Annotated in this window: 17 protein-coding genes; 7 read left to right on the top strand and 10 right to left on the bottom strand. The window is 67.7% G+C overall.

Annotation, left to right across the window (positions count from 1 at the left end; genetic code table 11):
* Positions 1–456 precede the first annotated feature (456 nt).
* The 3 genes from trmA to OXS31_RS04030 form a co-directional block, all read right to left on the bottom strand.
* The gene (gene trmA / locus OXS31_RS04040; RefSeq protein ID WP_115945947.1) at positions 457–1,545 is read right to left on the bottom strand and encodes a tRNA (uridine(54)-C5)-methyltransferase TrmA; all 1,089 of its coding nucleotides are present in this window, start codon (positions 1,543–1,545) and stop codon (positions 457–459) included.
* Positions 1,546–1,609: 64 nt separating this feature from the next.
* Positions 1,610–2,905 carry an NCS2 family permease gene (locus OXS31_RS04035; RefSeq protein WP_027602630.1) on the bottom strand — a complete coding sequence of 432 codons (1,296 nt, stop codon included), beginning with the start codon at positions 2,903–2,905 and terminating at the stop codon, positions 1,610–1,612.
* 124 nt (positions 2,906–3,029) lie between these two features.
* Positions 3,030–4,421, bottom strand: coding sequence for an MFS transporter (locus OXS31_RS04030; protein ID WP_027597013.1), 1,392 nt, complete (start codon positions 4,419–4,421; stop codon positions 3,030–3,032).
* Between the two features lie 172 nt (positions 4,422–4,593).
* On the opposite strand from OXS31_RS04030, the gene OXS31_RS04025 reads away from it, so the two are divergent.
* The 4 genes from OXS31_RS04025 to OXS31_RS04010 all read left to right on the top strand — a co-directional run bounded on the left by OXS31_RS04025 (position 4,594) and on the right by OXS31_RS04010 (position 7,342).
* Entirely contained in the window at positions 4,594–4,845 is a 252-nt protein-coding gene (locus OXS31_RS04025; RefSeq protein WP_027597012.1) for a hypothetical protein, read from the top strand.
* An 85-nt stretch (positions 4,846–4,930) separates the two neighbouring features.
* Positions 4,931–5,335 (top strand): RcnB family protein, encoded by a 405-nt coding sequence (locus tag OXS31_RS04020; protein ID WP_027597011.1) that lies wholly within the window; start codon positions 4,931–4,933, stop codon positions 5,333–5,335.
* Between the two features lie 88 nt (positions 5,336–5,423).
* Positions 5,424–5,726 (top strand): putative quinol monooxygenase, encoded by a 303-nt coding sequence (locus OXS31_RS04015; protein ID WP_027602631.1) that lies wholly within the window; start codon positions 5,424–5,426, stop codon positions 5,724–5,726.
* A 62-nt stretch (positions 5,727–5,788) separates the two neighbouring features.
* A complete protein-coding gene (locus OXS31_RS04010) occupies positions 5,789–7,342 on the top strand; it encodes an alkaline phosphatase D family protein (protein ID WP_267398029.1) in 1,554 nt (517 codons plus the stop codon).
* Between the two features lie 4 nt (positions 7,343–7,346).
* Here the strand turns inward: OXS31_RS04010 and OXS31_RS04005 are convergent, their stop codons facing one another.
* Both OXS31_RS04005 and OXS31_RS04000 read right to left on the bottom strand, forming a co-directional pair.
* Entirely contained in the window at positions 7,347–8,699 is a 1,353-nt protein-coding gene (locus OXS31_RS04005) for a GntP family permease (protein WP_007159329.1), read from the bottom strand.
* Positions 8,700–8,760: 61 nt separating this feature from the next.
* Entirely contained in the window at positions 8,761–9,294 is a 534-nt protein-coding gene (locus OXS31_RS04000) for a gluconokinase (RefSeq protein WP_042135957.1), read from the bottom strand.
* 186 nt (positions 9,295–9,480) lie between these two features.
* On the opposite strand from OXS31_RS04000, the gene OXS31_RS03995 reads away from it, so the two are divergent.
* The gene (locus tag OXS31_RS03995; protein WP_267398028.1) at positions 9,481–10,497 is read left to right on the top strand and encodes a LacI family DNA-binding transcriptional regulator; all 1,017 of its coding nucleotides are present in this window, start codon (positions 9,481–9,483) and stop codon (positions 10,495–10,497) included.
* A 220-nt stretch (positions 10,498–10,717) separates the two neighbouring features.
* On the opposite strand, the gene OXS31_RS03990 is transcribed toward OXS31_RS03995, so the two are convergent.
* The 5 genes from OXS31_RS03990 to OXS31_RS03970 all read right to left on the bottom strand — a co-directional run bounded on the left by OXS31_RS03990 (position 10,718) and on the right by OXS31_RS03970 (position 13,703).
* Positions 10,718–11,224 carry a GNAT family N-acetyltransferase gene (locus OXS31_RS03990; protein ID WP_256203931.1) on the bottom strand — a complete coding sequence of 169 codons (507 nt, stop codon included), beginning with the start codon at positions 11,222–11,224 and terminating at the stop codon, positions 10,718–10,720.
* Positions 11,225–11,244: 20 nt separating this feature from the next.
* Positions 11,245–11,571: a hypothetical protein gene (locus tag OXS31_RS03985; RefSeq protein ID WP_144946772.1), complete on the bottom strand. Its 327-nt coding sequence runs from the start codon at positions 11,569–11,571 to the stop codon at positions 11,245–11,247.
* 16 nt (positions 11,572–11,587) lie between these two features.
* Positions 11,588–12,244, bottom strand: a complete 657-nt coding sequence (locus OXS31_RS03980; protein WP_144946769.1) for a DUF2726 domain-containing protein — start codon at positions 12,242–12,244, stop codon at positions 11,588–11,590.
* A gap of 70 nt (positions 12,245–12,314) precedes the next feature.
* The gene (locus OXS31_RS03975) at positions 12,315–12,692 is read right to left on the bottom strand and encodes a lysozyme inhibitor LprI family protein (protein WP_074584460.1); all 378 of its coding nucleotides are present in this window, start codon (positions 12,690–12,692) and stop codon (positions 12,315–12,317) included.
* Positions 12,693–12,746: 54 nt separating this feature from the next.
* Positions 12,747–13,703, bottom strand: coding sequence for a LysR substrate-binding domain-containing protein (locus OXS31_RS03970; protein ID WP_027597002.1), 957 nt, complete (start codon positions 13,701–13,703; stop codon positions 12,747–12,749).
* Between the two features lie 104 nt (positions 13,704–13,807).
* Here OXS31_RS03970 and OXS31_RS03965 point away from each other — a divergent pair, with 104 nt between their 5' ends.
* Both OXS31_RS03965 and OXS31_RS03960 read left to right on the top strand, forming a co-directional pair.
* The gene (locus OXS31_RS03965; RefSeq protein WP_267398024.1) at positions 13,808–14,710 is read left to right on the top strand and encodes a DMT family transporter; all 903 of its coding nucleotides are present in this window, start codon (positions 13,808–13,810) and stop codon (positions 14,708–14,710) included.
* 22 nt (positions 14,711–14,732) lie between these two features.
* Positions 14,733–15,629 carry a DMT family transporter gene (locus OXS31_RS03960; RefSeq protein WP_074584457.1) on the top strand — a complete coding sequence of 299 codons (897 nt, stop codon included), beginning with the start codon at positions 14,733–14,735 and terminating at the stop codon, positions 15,627–15,629.
* The last annotated feature ends 9 nt before the right edge of the window (positions 15,630–15,638 follow it).

Here is a 15,638-nt window from a genome sequence, read left to right as displayed (position 1 = left end):
GGCTCGTGTAGGTTGGGTTGAGCGCAGCGAAGCCCAACAGGGATGGCTTGGCTTGTTGGGCTTCGACGGTGGAGCTGTCTCAACCCACCTACGGTACGGCTTCCCTCACCCCAGCCGTCTCCCGGAGGGAGAGGGGGCGCCACCTCGGGCTCTTGTAGGCTGGGTTGAGCGCAGCGAAGCCCAACAAGGGTGGCTTGGCTTGTTGGGTTTCGATGATGGAGCTGTCTCAACCCAATCTACGGCTCGGTGGCTTCCCTCACCCCAGTCCTCTCCCGCAGGGCAAGGGGGCGCCACCTCGGGCTCGTGTAGGTTGGGTTGAGCGCAGCGAAGCCCAACAAGGGTGGCTTGGCTTGTTGGCTTCCCTCACCCCAACCCTCTTCCCAAGGGAGAAAGGCGCTCAGCTGCGGCGTAGGGTGGAAAACGGCGCAGCCTTTTCCACGCGGGCTGGCTCGATGCTCAACGCCGCTCCAGCAACACCCCACTCTCCATGTGGTGCGTCCAGGGGAACTGGTCGAACAGGGCGCAGCGGGTGATGCGGTGGGTGTCCTGCAGCTGGGCGATGTTCTCGGCCAGGGTCTCCGGGTTGCAGGAGATGTAGAGGATGCGCTCGAAGCGGCGGGTCAGTTCGCAGGTGTCCGGATCCATGCCGGCGCGCGGCGGATCGACGAACACGGTGCCGAAGTCGTAGCTCTTGAGATCCACGCCCGCCAGGCGGCGGAAGGGGCGGACCTCGTTGAGCGCCTGGGTCAGTTCCTCGGCGGAGAGGCGCACCAGGCTGACGTTGTCCACGCCATTGCTGGCCAGGTTGTGCAGGGCGGCGTTGACCGAGGTCTTGCTCACCTCGGTGGCCAGCACCTTGCGGACCCGGCTGGCCAGCGGCAGGGTGAAGTTGCCGTTGCCGCAATAGAGCTCCAGCAGATCGTCCTCGCGCTCGCCCAGGGCGGTATGGGCCCAGGTCAGCATCTTCTGGTTGACGGTGCCATTGGGCTGGGTGAAGCCGCCCTCGGGTTGCAGATAGCTATAGGTCTTCCCGGCCACCTCCAGTTCTTCGAGCACATGGTCACGTCCGATCACCAGGCGCTGACCGCGGGAGCGACCGATCAGACTGACACCGAGGTCGGCGGCCAGGCGCTCGGCGGCGCCCTGCCAGGCGGCGTCCAGCGGGCGGTGGTAGGCCAGGGTGATCAGCGCATCGCCGCTCAGGGTGGTGAGGAATTCTACCTGGAACAGCTTGAACGACAGCGCCACGTCCGCCTGCCAGCCGGCCTTGAGCCGGGGCATCAGGTCGTTGATGCGCTGGCTGGCGATGGGGAAGTCCTCGATGAGGATCGGCGTGTGCTTGTCGCCCGGGGCGAACATCGCGTAGTGGCGCTCTTCGTTCTCCCGCCACAGGCGGAATTCGGCGCGCAGCCGGTAGTGCTGCAGCGGCGAGGCGAAGACCTCCGGCTCGGGCGCCTGGAAGGGCGCCAGCAGGTCGCGCAGGCGACCGGCCTTGGCATCGAGTTGGGTCTGGTAGTCGGCGGGGGCGAAGGAAGGCTGGGACATGGTAGATCCGGAGAGACGATAAGGCGGGGAAAACCCTCGGGACCAGGGCCCCGAGGGTGGAGGGTCAGGCGTTGAACCAGCCCAGCTTGATGACGAACAGGATCGACAGCACGATCAGCGCCGAATTCAGCTCGCGGGTACGGCCGGACAGCAGCTTGATGACCGTCCAGGTGATGAAGCCGAAGGCGATGCCGTTGGCGATGGAATAGGTCAGCGGCATGGCCAGGGCGGTGACCAGCACCGGGGCGGCGGTGGTCAGGTCGTCCCACTCGATCTCGGCCAGGCCCGAGGTCATCAGCACGGCGATGAAGAACAGTGCCGGGGCGGTGGCGAAGGCCGGCACGCTACCGGCCAGGGGAGCGAAGAACAGCGCCAGCAGGAACAGCACCGCGACCACCACGGCGGTGAGGCCGGTACGACCCCCCGCGGAAACGCCCGCGGCCGATTCGATGTAGCTGGTGGTGGTGGAGGTGCCCAGCAGCGAGCCGAACATGGCGGCGGAGCTGTCGGCGATCAGGGCGCGGCCCATCTTCGGCAGATGACCGTCCTTGCCCATCAGGCCGGCGCGCTTGGCCACGCCGATCAGGGTGCCGGAGTTGTCGAACAGGTCGACGAACAGGAAGGCGAAGATGACGCTGATCAGGCCGACGTCCAGGGCCCCCCGGATGTCCAGCTGCAGGAAGGTCGGTGCCAGCGACGGCGGCATGGAGACCAGGCCGCCGAAGGCGCTGACGCCCAGGGCGATGGCGATCACGGTGACCACCAGGATGCCGATCAGCACCGCGCCGGTGACCTTGCGCGCCTCGAGCACGACGATCAGGAAGAAGCCGAGGATGGCCAGCAGCGGACCGGGTTTGGACAGGTCGCCCAGGCCCACCAGGGTCGCCGGATTACCCACCACGATGCCGGCGGTCTGCAGGGCGATCAGCGCCAGGAACAGGCCGATGCCGGCGGCGATGCCCGAGCGCAGCGGGAGCGGGATGCTGTTGATGATCCATTCGCGGATGCGAAAGATCGACAGCAGGAAGAACATCAGCGCCGAGAGGAACACCGCGCCCAGGGCCACCTGCCAGGTATGGCCCAGGTGCAGGACCACGGTGTAGGTGAAGAAGGCGTTGAGGCCCATGCCGGGGGCGAGGGCGATGGGGTAGTTGGCGATGAGTCCCATGAGCGCCGAGCCGATGGCGGCGGCCAGGCAGGTGGCGACGAAGATCGCGCCCTTGTCCATGCCGGTCGCGCCGAGGATGCTCGGGTTGACGAACAGGATGTAGGCCATGGCCAGGAAGGTGGTCACCCCAGCCAGCAGTTCGGTGCGGACAGAGGTGTTGTGGGCCTTGAGTTGGAAGAGTCTTTCCAGCATGGGATGCCTCGTGCGCGCCGGTCTGATCGGAAAAAACGGCGCGCATCATAACAGGTCGGTTAACACGGGTAAGGCACTAAGACTTACCCCCAAATCGGCATCGGGTCGAGCACTGTCCGGTCGGTCAGCTTTTCGCGGTGTGGCCGCTGACCGAATCGCCTGCGTTGCGGGCCAGGCGGAAGGCATCCAGGGTGCTCAGGATGCCGAGCACGGCCACTATGCAAAAGGCTAGCCGGAAGTCCGACAACTGCGGATCGAGGTGGCCGTGCCACTCCATCGAGGCGCGCAGCAGCAGGGCGGCGATGGCCACGCCCAAGCCCATGGCCAGCTGGAAATTGGTGCTGAACAGAGTGGACGCATGGCTCAGCTGGGGTTTCGGAATGTCGGCGAAGGCCAGGGCATTGCTGGCGGTGAATTGCAGCGAGCGGGACACGCCGCTGGCGAACAGCAGCAGCACGATCAGCGGCAGCGGCCAGTCCGGGGTGAGCAGGCCACATGCCAGCAGGCTGAGCGCGCTGAGCACGCCGTTCATGGTCAGGATGGCGCGCAGGCCGAAGCGGCGCATGGCGGCGGTGGTGAAGGGCTTGGCCGCCAGGTTGCCGGCGAACAGCGCCAGGAGCAGCAGGCCGGCCTGGAAGGCGTCCAGGCCAAAGGCCAGCTGGAACATCAGGGGGAGCAGGAAGGGTGCGGTGGCGATGGTGACGCGGAACAGGCCGCCACCGAGGATGGCGGCGCGGTAGGTGGGAATCCGCAGTGTGCCAAAATCGATCAGCGGACGTTCGATCTTCGTCATGTGACGCACCGCCTTGGTGCCGAGGATCAGCCCTATCCCCATCCAGGCCAGGTTGCTGCCCAGGCTGCCGTGGTTCTGGCCGAGCCGTTCGACGCCCCACATGAAGGCGACGCAGGCCCCGCCCAGCAGCAGGAAGCCGCGCCAGTCCAGCGGATGGCGCTGGGTCGGCAGGTCGGCGGGCACCAGACGCCAGGCCAGCAGCAGGGCGATCGATCCCAGCGGCAGATTGAGATAGAAGATCCAGCGCCAGTCGGCATAGGTGGTGATCAGGCCGCCCAGGGGCGGGCCCAGCACGGGGGCCACCAGGCCCGGCCAGGTGATGAGGGCGATGGCGCGCACCAGTTCGTGCTTTTCGGTGACCTGCAGCACCACCAGCCGCCCGACCGGAACCATCAGCGCGCCGCCGAGCCCCTGGAGGATGCGCGCGGCGATGAATTGCTCGAGGGAGAGGGCCATCCCACACAGCAGCGAGGCCAGGGTGAAGACGCCAATAGCCAGGGTAAAGACCGGTCGTGGACCGAAGCGCTCGGCGATCCAGCCGCTGACCGGGATGCCTACGGCAATGGCCAGCAGATAGGCGCTGATGCCCAGGTTGAGGTCCACCGGATCACGGCCGAAAGACGCCGCCATCTGCGGCAGGGCCGTGGCGATCACGGTGGCGTCGAGGTTTTCCATGAAAAAGGTAAAGCTCACCAGGCCGGCGAGAATCTTCCAGCGTTCCATGGGTCAGCGCCTCAGGCCAAGGGGTGGGCTACTCTGCCTGAGGTGCTGCAAGGCGCGCCAGCCCTGGCTTGCCGATAAAAAGTCAAAGGATTTGCCACCGTCTCTCGAACAGGCTGCTAAAGTCCAGAGGAGACAGGTTCGCTAATCGTCATCGCCATGAGGAAGCCGTTGCATGAAGGACGTGATCGATAGCCACATCATGGCCATGGCGGAAGCCCGGCGGCTGCTCGAACGGGGTAGCCAGGCCAAGCGCCAGCATCAGCGCTATTTCCTCAACTTCCTGACCCTGCGTCAGGAGGCCTCACTCCTCAGCCAGCAGTCCTATCGTCTGAGTTGCTCGCTGGACGCCTTTTCCACCCAGCGCTCACGCCAGTTGCCCCCGGTGCTGACCCTGGTAAAGGCAGACCGGGACGAATGCCAGTAAGGCCAAAGGCGTAGCCGTAGGTATTCGTGGAGCTTTTCCGCTGACCCCGGGGTCAAAACCTCGAATGCAGAGGAGAAACACCCCCATGATCAAGCAATCGCTGCTCTCTCTGGCCCTGGGTACCGTCGTCCTGACCGGCGCCCTGCAGGCCCAGGCCGCGCCCGAGGCCATGACCCCGGTCAAGCCCGCTGCCGACAAGGCGGCTTCGGAGCCCACCAGCTCGCAGTACCAGAACAAGGTCAACAAAAAGGATGCCAATCAGAGCGATGATGCCGTCACTCATGACCCTGATCATCCTACCTTTGAACTCGAAGAGGGTGGCCGGGCGCCGCGCAAGTACATCCGCGACGAGTACGTGATCAAGGACTTCAAGAAGCACGGCCTGGAGCAGCCGGGCGAAGACAGCCAATGGGTCAAGATCGGCTCCGACTATGTGCTGATCAAGCGCAGCAATGCGGTGATCGACAAGATCGTCAAAGCCAAGCAGTAATCCACCATGGCCGGGGCCGATTCTCGACCCCGGTGGTATTCGGGGTGTCCAGGCGGCATGCTGAGGCACCCTTTTCGGAGTTTTTTGCATGACCAGTGAAATTCGCGTCGTCGCCATCCTGCAGGCCAAGCCCGGCCAGGCCGCAGCCGTCGAGAACGCCCTACGCGCCATCGTCGCCCCTTCCCGCGCCGAGGCCGCCTGCCATTTCTATACCCCGCACCGCGATCCGAGCCACGAGGGTCGCTATGTCTTCATCGAGCGCTGGGCCAGCCGCGAGGCCCTGGCCGAGCACGAGGAGACCGCGCACTTCAAGCAGCTGCTGAGCGATCTCGACGGCCTGCTCACCGAGGCGCCCCAGGTGATGATCCTGGAAGAATTGCCGCTGGCCTGAGCCGGGCGACATAGCGCTGTCATTTGCCTGAGTCACCCTGGCCTCTTTTCGTGGAGGCCTGGATGAACCCCTCTCGACGTCAAGCGCTGGGTCTGCTCGGTCTGGGTCTGAGCGCGCCCTGGTTCGCCGGGTGCAGCGCGCGTGAACCGCAACTGGATCCCTTCACCCTGGGCGTCGCCAGTGGCGATCCCGCTGCCGATGGCTTCGTCATCTGGACCCGTCTGGCGCCGGATCCCCTGGCCGAGGATGGCCTGGGCGGTCTGCGTACCCCTGTCGAGGTGCAATGGGAGGTCGCCTCGGATCCGGGGCTGCGCCAGGTGGTGCAGAGCGGTACGGTCCAGGCGCAGCCCCGGGCGGCCTTCAGCGTGTCCATCACCCTGGTGGGTCTGCTACCGGGGCGACCCTATTGGTACCGCTTCACCGCCCTGGGGCATCAGAGTCGCATCGGTCGCGCCCTCACGCTGCCGCCGCCGGCCAGCGCGCCGCAGCGACTCAAGCTGGTGGCTGCCTCCTGCTCCCACTATGAGAAGGGCTTCTTCAGTGCCTATCGGCACATGGCCGAGGAGCAGCCGGACCTGGCGCTGTTCCTCGGCGACTACATCTATGAGTCCAATGTGCCGCTGCTGCTGCCAGCGATCCGCCGCCACGGCCTGCCGGAAGCCCGCGACCTGGCCAGCTATCGGCGGCGCCATGCCCTGTACCGCACCGATCCCGATCTGCAGTACCTGCATGCCAATGTCACCAGCCTGCTGACCTGGGATGACCACGAGGTGCAGAACGACTATTCCGGTCCCTGGTCGGCGGATCCCCGGGTCAGTCTGGCGGCCTTCGCCGCGCGACGGCGGGCGGCCTACCAGGCCTTTCGCGAACACGCCCCGCTGCGCGCCTGGCGGACCCAGGGCAACACGCTGCGCCTCTATGACCGGTGGCGCTTTGGCGACCTGGCGGAGATCCACCTGCTCGATGGCCGGCAATACCGCAGCGAACCGGCCTGCGCGACGACCAGGACCCGCGGTGGCCATCTGGTCGCGCCGGATTGCCCGGGCCTGCGTGATACCACGCGCAGCATGTTGGGGCGGGCGCAGGAGGATTGGCTGCTGGACGGCTTTCGTCATAACGGTACGCAGTGGAACCTCATTGCCCAGGACCTGCTGCTGGCACCCCTGCGGCAGCGCCTGCCGGATGGCGATCCGGCGCGCTGGACCGATGGCTGGGACGGCTATCCGGCCACCCGCGAGCGCCTGCTGGCGGCCATGGCCGCGAGTCGCCTGGCCAATCCGGTGACCCTGGGCGGGGACATCCATTCCTTCTGGGTGACGGATCTGCACCGCGATCCGGAGGACGAGCGGAGCCCGGTGGTGGCGAGCGAGTTCGTCGGCACTTCCATCACCTCGGACGGACCGGATTACCGACGCTTCCAGGCGCTGTTGCCGGAGAATCCCCAGGTGCGTTTCTTCGACAGCCGGGAGCGTGGCTATCTGGTCCTGGAGCTGACGCGGGAGCGGCTGCAGGTGGATCTGCGCACCATTAGTGACCGAACGCGCCCGGATGCCAGGCGCGGCACCCGGGCGAGCTTCGTGGTGGAGGCGGGACGGCCAGGGGCCGTCCCGGTCTAGCGGATCAGACGAACAGCGACAGCAGCATGATGAAGGCCAGGGCCACCACCGAGAGGATGGTTTCCATCATCGACCAGGTCTTGAAGGTCTCGGCCACGGTCATGTTGAAGTACTGCTTCACCAGCCAGAAGCCGGCGTCGTTGACGTGGGAGAGGATCACCGAACCGGCGCCGGCGGCCAGCACCAGCAACTCCTTGTTCACCCCGGGGATCAGCGCCACCACGGGGGCGACGATGCCGGCGCCGGTGATGGTCGCCACGGTGGCGGAACCGGTGGCCACGCGGATCACCGCTGCCACCAGCCAGGTCAGCAGGATCGGCGAGATCTGCGTCTGCACCGCCAGGTTGCCGATCACCTCACCCACGCCGCTGGCCACCAGCATCTGCTTGAAGCCACCGCCAGCGCCAACGATCAGCACGATGGCCGCCACCGGCGCCAGGCTCTGGTCGAGCAGCTTGACGATCTTCTCGCGGGAGAAGCCGCAGGCGGTGCCGAAGCTGTAGAAGCTCAGCAGCAGGGCGGCGAGCAGGGCGGTGATGGGGTGGCCGATGAAGTCCATCCAGATGCGGAAATGGTTGTCGGCGGCAAAGAAGATATCGGCGAAGGCCTTGAGCAACATCAGGATCACCGGCAGCAGCACGGTGAAGACGGTGATGCCGAAGCCCGGCAGGTTGCGGTTGTCGGTTTCCTGGGCGATCTGGGCGACCAGCTCGGGATTGGCCGAGCCGGGGATGCGCTTGGAGATCCAGGCGCCGAAGATGGGACCGGCGATCATGGCGGTGGGCAGGCCGACGATCAGGCCGTAGAAGATGGTCTTGCCGATGTCGGCACCGAACACCCCGACCGCCAGCAGCGGACCCGGGTGCGGCGGCACCAGGCCGTGCACGGCGGACAGGCCGGCCAGCAGCGGGATGCCCAGCTTGACCAGCGACAAGCCGGTACGGCGGGCGACGATGAACACCAGGGGCGCCAGCAGCACGAAGCCGATCTCGAAGAACAGCGGGATGCCCACCAGGAAGGCGGCGAACATCATCGCCCAGTGCACGCGCTTGATGCCGAAGGCGCGGATCAGCGTCTGGGCGATCTGGTCGGCGCCGCCGGAATCGGCCATCAGCTTGCCGAGCATGGTGCCGAGGCCCAGCAGGATGCCGACGAAGCCGAGCACGCCGCCGAAGCCGTCCTGGAAAGATTTCATGACCTTTTCCACCGGCATGCCGGAGGTCAGGCCGAGAAAGCCCGAGGCGATGGTCAGGGCGATGAAGGGATGGACCTTGAACTTGGTGATCAGGAGCACCAGGCCGACGATGGTGACCGCGGCGTCGAGCAGAAGGAAGCTGTTGTGGTCCATGCCGAACATGGCGCCTCTCCTATTGTTGTTGTGGGCGTTGCGGGTGGTTGGATTGGGTAGCGCTGTCTCGTCAGGCCGGCTGGGCCAGGCGAATCGAGGTGTTCCACCAGGCCGACACCTGGGTGCCGATGGCGGGCAGGCTGTCGCGTGCGTCCACTACCAGCGTAGCCGGTTCACCGTGGGGTGCTTCGAGGGCGGCGAACTGGCTGTCGATCAGGCTGGCGGGCATGAAGTGCCCCGGGCGATTGGCCACGCGCTGGGCGGCGGTCTCGCGGGTCAGTTCGAGAAAGACGAAGCCGAGACCGGGCACGGCCTGGCGCAGCTGGTCGCGATAGCGGCGCTTGAGTGCGGAACAGGTGAGTACCGGGCGTTCGCCCGCGGCCACGGCAGCGGCCAGTTCTTCACCGAGGCGGGTCAGCCAGCCGGCGCGATCCCCGTCGTCGAGGGGGATGCCGGCACTCATCTTGGCGATGTTGGCGGCGGGGTGGAAGGCGTCGCCTTCGATCAGGCGGCCACCGTCCTGCTCGGCGATGGCCGCGCCGACGCTGCTCTTGCCGCAGCCTGCGACGCCCATGACCACCAGCGCGGGAATGGGAGTGTTCATCGTCACCTCCGGTCTGGAGACAGCGCTACCCCGAAAAGCGGAAAAGGCAGCGGCTTCCAGTTCTTGTCGATCTTGTTAGGCCGAATGCCGACGCGGTGCGGAAGGCCACGTCAGGCTTGTAGTGTCTGCTGAGACAGCGCTACCTTAGGCGCGTTCTCCGTCTCTGACAAGCCTGAAACCATAACAATGAATCGAACGGGTTCTCGTAGTTCCGGTCGGCCCACCCTCACCGAGGTGGCGCTGCAGGCCGGTGTTTCCCCCATCACGGCCTCGCGTGCCCTGCGCGGTGTCGCTACCGTGGCGCCCGAACTGGTCACCCGCGTGCAGGAGGCCGCCGCGCGCCTTGGCTATGTCACCAATCCGGCCGCCCGTGCCCTGGCCTCGGCCCAGGGGCATTCGGTGGTGGTGCTGGTGCCCTCGCTGTCCAACCACCTGTTCATCGAGCCCCTCGAGGCCATCCACGAGGTCCTGCGTCCCCGTGGCCTGGAGGTGCTGATCGGCAACTACCACTACGATCCCGAGGAAGAGGAAAAGCTGATCCGCAACTACCTGGCCTATCAGCCCCGGGGACTGCTGCTGACCGGCTTCGACCGCACCGACGCCGCGCGCCAGCTGCTGGCGGCCAGCGGGGTGCCGCGGGTGCACATGATGGAGCTGGATCCGGCGGGGACGGTGCCCAGCGTCGGCTTTTCCCAGCGCGCCGCCGGGGCCGCCGCGGCGCGGCATCTGCTGGCGGCCGGACGCACCTGCCTGGGCTATGTGGCCGCCCAGCTCGACCCGCGGGCGCTGGCCCGAGGGGAGGGCTTTCGCGAGGTGCTGCGCGAGGCGGGCTGCTATGACCCGAGTCTGGATGTGCTGGATCCGCAGCCGTCGTCCGTGGGCCTGGGCGCCCGACAGTTTCGCGAACTGCTGGCCCGCCGCCCGGATGTCGACGGCCTGTTCTTTTGCAACGACGACCTGGCCCAGGGCGCGCTGTTCGAAGCCCAGCGGCTGGGCATCGCCATCCCCGAACGGATCTCGGTGCTGGGCTTCAACGACCTGCCCGGCTCGGCGCACACGGTCCCCCGACTGACCTCCATCCAGACCCCCCGCGCCGCGGTAGGGCGCCAGGCCGCGACCCTCCTGCTGGGGCTGCTGGACGGCCGCAGCCAACCGACCTGCGTGGATCTGGGATTCGAGTTGGTGAGCAGGGAGAGTGTGTAGGGCTTTGGCTTGGGTCGATCGTGACCACGGCGGTCCGTCGATGCAGCCAGAACGGTATGACTTTGCTTATCGCGGCCATGGGCCGCTCCTACGAGGATTGACGCTTCTGTAGGAGCGGCCCATGGCCGCGATAAGGTTTTGCTCCGACAACGAATAATCCATCTTCTGGCATCCATCAGCTCCGCGGACCGTCATAACCGCGATCGCGGTGCAGCAGGTCTTACCGCAACGCCTTGGCCAATATCCGCGACTGCCCCCGGAAATCCTGGCGGGCATAGAAGGCCTGGGCGTCCTCGTTGAATTCCATGACCTCCAGGCGCAATTCGTCGACGTCGTTGTCCCGCGCCCAGGCTTCCACGGCGTCCAACAGCCGGGCACCCACGCCCAGCCGTCGGTGGCAGGCCGACACTACCAGGGTGCCGATCCGGCAGAGGATCAGCGGCTGCAGAAAGGAAATCGAGCGGGTGTCGGACAGGCGCGCGGTAACGAAGCCGACCAGTTCGTCACCGGCTTCGGCGACGAACAGCACCCCGTCTTCCGGCTCCAGCTGGGCGGCCCAGTAGTCCTGGTCGCGCCAGCCGCCGGAGGGTTCGGCGAAGGTCGCCGGGGCCTGCCGGTGATGCTGCTCGGCGAGTTGCTCGGCCAGCCGGCAGACGGCGGCGAGATCGGTGACGAAGGCGGGACGGATGCGCAAGAGCGGTGCTCGCAAGAGGAGTCGGCCGTTCACCTTACGCCGCACGGAGCGGGTCAGGAAGCCTCGGCATCCAGCTGCCGGTACCAGTCGGCATAGGGGGTGTTCCTGGCCATCCGCCGGTTGTAGTCGGGCGCGCCATCGGTCCACCAGACCGGTCCGCGCTCGCCCAGGGCGTGCTTGGCGGCGTCCACCGCGGCGCGTGCGCTGCGCAGGGCGGCTTCGTCACCCTGACGCTTGGCCACGCCCACCTGGCGGCGGGCATCCATCAATTCACGGGTCAGCAGGTCGCGGCGGTCGGCGGGCAGGCTGGGGTCGGTGCAGCGCCAGAGTCGGCCCCTGACCACGAAGTAGCGTCCGTCCGGGGTGGTGGGATAGCGCATGGCAGGGGCCCCTTGGTCAGTCGTCGATGTCGAGCAGGCCGCGGCAATCCGGATAGTTCGAGCAGGCCCAGAATTCCCGGCCCTGGTGGCGACCGCTGCGCGCGCGGCGGCGGACCATGGGCGCCTGGCATTCCGGGCATTCCGGCGCCAGGGGCTGGCTGGGCGCTGCGGTTCGCTGGCGCGGACGGCGCCCGCCGAACACGGCGTCGCGTACGGCATTGGCGGAATAGCGCGCCGCCGCCGGGATCTCTACCAGGCGCAACTGGGCGGCCTCGCACACCGCGCGGACGAAGCGGTCGCGCTGCTGGCGATGGCGCTGCAGGTGCGACCTGTCGTTGAGTTCGACCACGGCGTGCACGGCGAGGTCATCGCGGCGGCAGATGGCGAAGTCGAAGTGCTTGCAGTTGATGCGATTCTGCGCGATCAGATAGCGGCGGCGATCGCGCAGCGGCAGGGTCTGGACCACATCGGCGATGCGCACCTTGCCGAACACCCGGTAGTCGTCGCCCACGGCTTCGTCGAGCACCGCGAGAAAGGCCTGTTCGGCGGGGGTGAAGAGGGCTTCGACCTGGCGATAGGGAAAGGCGGCCTGGCGCCGGCGCTGCCACCACCACAAGGCCCCCAGAAGCAGCAGTCCGGCCGGGACCAGCAGGGGCAGGTAACGCTCGTACATCTCGAACTCCAACAGCGGGGCGCCATGATAGTGAGTTCCGGCGCCGGACAGCAGCGGTGGCGACGAAGCGTCAGTCGCGCCGCGGGAGTTGCCGTTGCAGATCGTCCAGCCGCAGCAGGGTCACCGACTTCAGACAACTCAGATACTGCAGCTGCTGCATGGCGCCCTGGAATCCGCGCGTCGCGTCAGCGCAGCGGGGGGCGCGGTCGCTTTGCCAGAGCTGCTGCAGACGTTCGAAGGCGGGTCGTTGCGCAGCGGAGAGCGCGGCCAGGCGGCGGCCGTAGATGTCGGCCAGCCGGGCTTCGGCCAGGGCCAGATCCCCGGCGGCGCAGGCCGCCAGCTGCGCCTCGCTGCCCTGGCGATCGCAGTCGGCCGGGGGCTGCTCGGCGGCCAGGGCGGCGGTCGAGAGCAGCAGGGCGAGCAGGGCGGACAGGCGACAGGTGTTCATGCAGGCTGACTATTGCAGGGGCGGACCGCCTAGACTGCCGTAAAAGCGCGGCTCTCACCAGGCGCCGCCGGTCTCCTGCGGCTCGCCCTGGGTCTCGCGGAATTGGCGGATCTGCACCAGCAGCCAGTCGATCCAGCGCTGTACCGGCGCGTCCACCGGGCCCTTGGGCAACACCAGGAAGTAGGCCTGGGTCGACAGCTGGTTGAACCGATCCGGCAGCGGGCGGACCAGGGCGCCGCTGGCCAGCAGGCGCTGGGCCAGCACGCAGCCGCCGAGGGCCACGCCCTTGCCGGCCGCGGCCTGTTGCAGGGCCATGCCACTCAGCGAATAGCGCGGACCGCGCAGACTCTCGCCCAGGGGTACCTGCTGGCTGGCGAACCAGTCCTGCCAGGCGTTGAAACGGCTGCTGGGCCGGCCCGAACGCCAGCCGCCGGGCCATTCGGCATGCAGCAGCGGATAGGCCAGCAAGGCGGCGGGTTCTGCCAGTGGCGCCGGGATCAGCGTCGGGCTGCACACCGGAAAGATCCATTCGCGCAGCAGCAGGCGCGTCTCGCCGTCCTGCCAGTCGCCCCGGCCATAGCGGATCGCCGCCTGGGCACCGCCCTCGGTACCCAGCGGCACGATGGCGGAGGAGGCATCGAGAAAGACCTCGATATCCGGATGCTGGCGCTGGAAGTCTTCCAGGCGCGGCAGCAGCCATTCCTGGCCAAAGGTGGGCGGCGCACTGACGGTCAGGACGCTGCTCTTGACCCGCGCCCGGGCGACGGCGCGGGTCAGGCCGTCGAGGTGTGGCGCGATCTCCGCCGCCAGGGCGCGCCCCTGGACGGTGAGGCGCACCCCTTGGGCCAGGCGCTCGAACAGCGGCTGCCCCAGCTCTTCCTCGAGCAGGCGGATCTGCCGGCTGATGGCGCCCGCGGTGACGTGCAGCTCGTCCGCGGCCTTGGCGAAGTGCTGGTGTCGCGCGGCGGCGGCAAAGGCACGCAGGGCATTGAGGGGGAGGGCGGTGGTCACACTGAGCCTTACTTTTCCTGAGCCTGACGCCCATTAAACATCGTTTGTCTGACCTGTTCAGCCACCTTCACCATGCAGGCTCACTTTTTCCTGGAGCGACGCTCATGCGCAAGGAGCTGGATCTCCCCGCCGTGCTGGTCATGCTGGTGCTCTGCCTGGTCTGGGGCCTGCAGCAGACGGCGATCAAGGCCATCGCCGAGCAGGTGGATCCGCTGCTGCAGATCGGCTGGCGCTCGCTGCTGGCGGCCGGGCTGCTCTATGGCCTGGCGCGCTGGCGCGGCATCCGCTGCCTGGGCCGCGACCAGACGCTGCTTCCCGGGCTGCTCGCCGGGTCGCTGTTCGCCCTGGAATTCCTCTGCATGGCGGTCGGCCTGAAATACACCAGCGCCGCGCACATGGTGGTGTTCATCTACACGGCGCCGCTGTTCGCCGCCTGCGGTCTGCACTGGCTGGTGCCCGGGGAGCGGCTGTCGGGGCGGCAGTGGCTGGGCATGCTGCTGGCGGCCAGCGGGGTGGTCTGCGCCTTCCTGATCGGCAAGCCGAGCGGCGGCACCAGCTGGCTGGGCGATCTGATCGGCCTGGCCGGCGGCGCCGCCTGGGGCGCCACCACGGTGCTGATCCGCCGCAGCGCCCTGGCCGAGGCGCCGCCGCTGCGCACCCTGTTCTATCAACTCGGGGTGACCGGCGTGGTGCTGCTGGCGCTGGCCCTGCCGCTCGGCAAGCGCCTGGATCTAGCCGGGCTGGATTCCCTGGCCTGGTCGAGCCTGGCCTTCCAGGTGTTCATCGTCGCCGGCATCAGCCTGCTGGGCTGGTTCGTGCTGCTCAGTCGCTATCGCGCGGCGCCCCTGGGCGTGCTGACCCTGCTGACGCCGCTGTTCGGTGTGCTGATGGGCGTCTGGCTGCTGGGCGAGACCCCGGGACCGGGATTTCTCGCCGGCGCGGCCCTGGTGCTCAGCGGTCTGCTGATCGTCAGCTATCCTTCCCGCTCGCGAGTCGCGTCCCGCTGACTCGCTTGGCCTTGAGCATCCGATGTCGTCCACCTCGCTGAATCCCTGGTTGCTGCGCCTCATCCCCCTGGTGTTCCTGTCCCTGTGGTCCGCCGGCTTCGCCGTGTCCAAGGTGGGTCTGGCCTATGCGCCGCCCTTCACCCTGCTGGCGATGCGCTATGCGCTGGCCTTCAGCGTGCTGCTGGTGGCTTTCCTGATCCTGCGTCCGCCGCTGCCACGCACCCGGCGGGAATGGGCGAATCTGGCCGTGGTGGGCTTTCTGATCCAGGGCGTCTATTTCGGCATGAGCTATGGCGCCCTGGTGCTGGGCGCCTCGGCCAACGTGGTGGCCATGGTCGCCTCGCTGCAGCCGATCCTGGTGGCCCTGGGCGCACCCCTGCTGGTGGGCGAGCGGGTAGCGCCGCTGCAGTGGCTGGGACTGGCCCTGGGGCTGCTCGGCGCCATCGGGGTGATCCTGGCGCGGGCCAGCGTGGCCGTGGAGTCCGTCCCGGGCATCTGCCTGGCGGTCGGCGCGCTGCTGGGCATGACCAGCGCCGTGCTCTACGAAAAGCGCCTGGGCGTGGCCCAGCATCCGGTCACCAACAACCTGGTGCAGTACAGCGTTGGCCTGGTGTGTTGCGCCCCCCTGGCGCTGCTGTTCGAGCACAGCCCGGTGCACTGGGCACCGGCCTTCATCGGTGCCCTGGCCTATCTGGTGCTGGCCAACTCGCTCTTGGCCATCAGCCTGCTGGTGTGGATGATCCGCGCCGGCGAGGCGGCGCGGGTCAGTGCGCTGTTCTTCTGCGTGCCGCCGGGCGCCGCCCTGAGCGCCTGGCTGCTGCTGGGCGAGACCCTGCCGCCACTGGCCTGGGTGGCCATGGTGATCGCCATCGGTGGGGTGCTGCTGGCGACCCGGGCAGGGGACAAGGCGGCGCGCTGAACCGCGCCG

It is taken from the genome of Pseudomonas sp. GM_Psu_1, from assembly GCF_026544185.1.
GTDB lineage: Bacteria > Pseudomonadota > Gammaproteobacteria > Pseudomonadales > Pseudomonadaceae > Chryseomonas > Chryseomonas oryzihabitans.
Note: the sequence above shows the minus strand (reverse complement) of the source record. Positions and strands in the feature narration are given on the sequence as shown.

Bases quoted from the DNA above. Each gene is read 5' to 3' on its own strand.
- OXS31_RS04035 (WP_027602630.1), bottom strand. From the start codon at position 2,905: ATGCTGGAAAGACTCTTCCAACTCAAGGCCCACAACACCTCTGTCCGC.
- OXS31_RS04030 (WP_027597013.1), bottom strand. From the start codon at position 4,421: ATGGAACGCTGGAAGATTCTCGCCGGCCTGGTGAGCTTTACCTTTTTC.
- OXS31_RS03980 (WP_144946769.1), bottom strand. From the start codon at position 12,244: ATGTACGAGCGTTACCTGCCCCTGCTGGTCCCGGCCGGACTGCTGCTT.
- OXS31_RS04005 (WP_007159329.1), bottom strand. From the start codon at position 8,699: ATGTTCGGCATGGACCACAACAGCTTCCTTCTGCTCGACGCCGCGGTC.
- OXS31_RS04025 (WP_027597012.1), top strand. From the start codon at position 4,594: ATGAAGGACGTGATCGATAGCCACATCATGGCCATGGCGGAAGCCCGG.
- OXS31_RS03965 (WP_267398024.1), top strand. From the start codon at position 13,808: ATGCGCAAGGAGCTGGATCTCCCCGCCGTGCTGGTCATGCTGGTGCTC.
- OXS31_RS03985 (WP_144946772.1), bottom strand. From the start codon at position 11,571: ATGCGCTATCCCACCACCCCGGACGGACGCTACTTCGTGGTCAGGGGC.
- trmA (WP_115945947.1), bottom strand. From the start codon at position 1,545: ATGTCCCAGCCTTCCTTCGCCCCCGCCGACTACCAGACCCAACTCGAT.
- OXS31_RS04015 (WP_027602631.1), top strand. From the start codon at position 5,424: ATGACCAGTGAAATTCGCGTCGTCGCCATCCTGCAGGCCAAGCCCGGC.
- OXS31_RS04000 (WP_042135957.1), bottom strand. From the start codon at position 9,294: ATGAACACTCCCATTCCCGCGCTGGTGGTCATGGGCGTCGCAGGCTGC.
- OXS31_RS04010 (WP_267398029.1), top strand. From the start codon at position 5,789: ATGAACCCCTCTCGACGTCAAGCGCTGGGTCTGCTCGGTCTGGGTCTG.
- OXS31_RS03960 (WP_074584457.1), top strand. From the start codon at position 14,733: ATGTCGTCCACCTCGCTGAATCCCTGGTTGCTGCGCCTCATCCCCCTG.
- OXS31_RS03975 (WP_074584460.1), bottom strand. From the start codon at position 12,692: ATGAACACCTGTCGCCTGTCCGCCCTGCTCGCCCTGCTGCTCTCGACC.
- OXS31_RS03995 (WP_267398028.1), top strand. From the start codon at position 9,481: ATGAATCGAACGGGTTCTCGTAGTTCCGGTCGGCCCACCCTCACCGAG.
- OXS31_RS04020 (WP_027597011.1), top strand. From the start codon at position 4,931: ATGATCAAGCAATCGCTGCTCTCTCTGGCCCTGGGTACCGTCGTCCTG.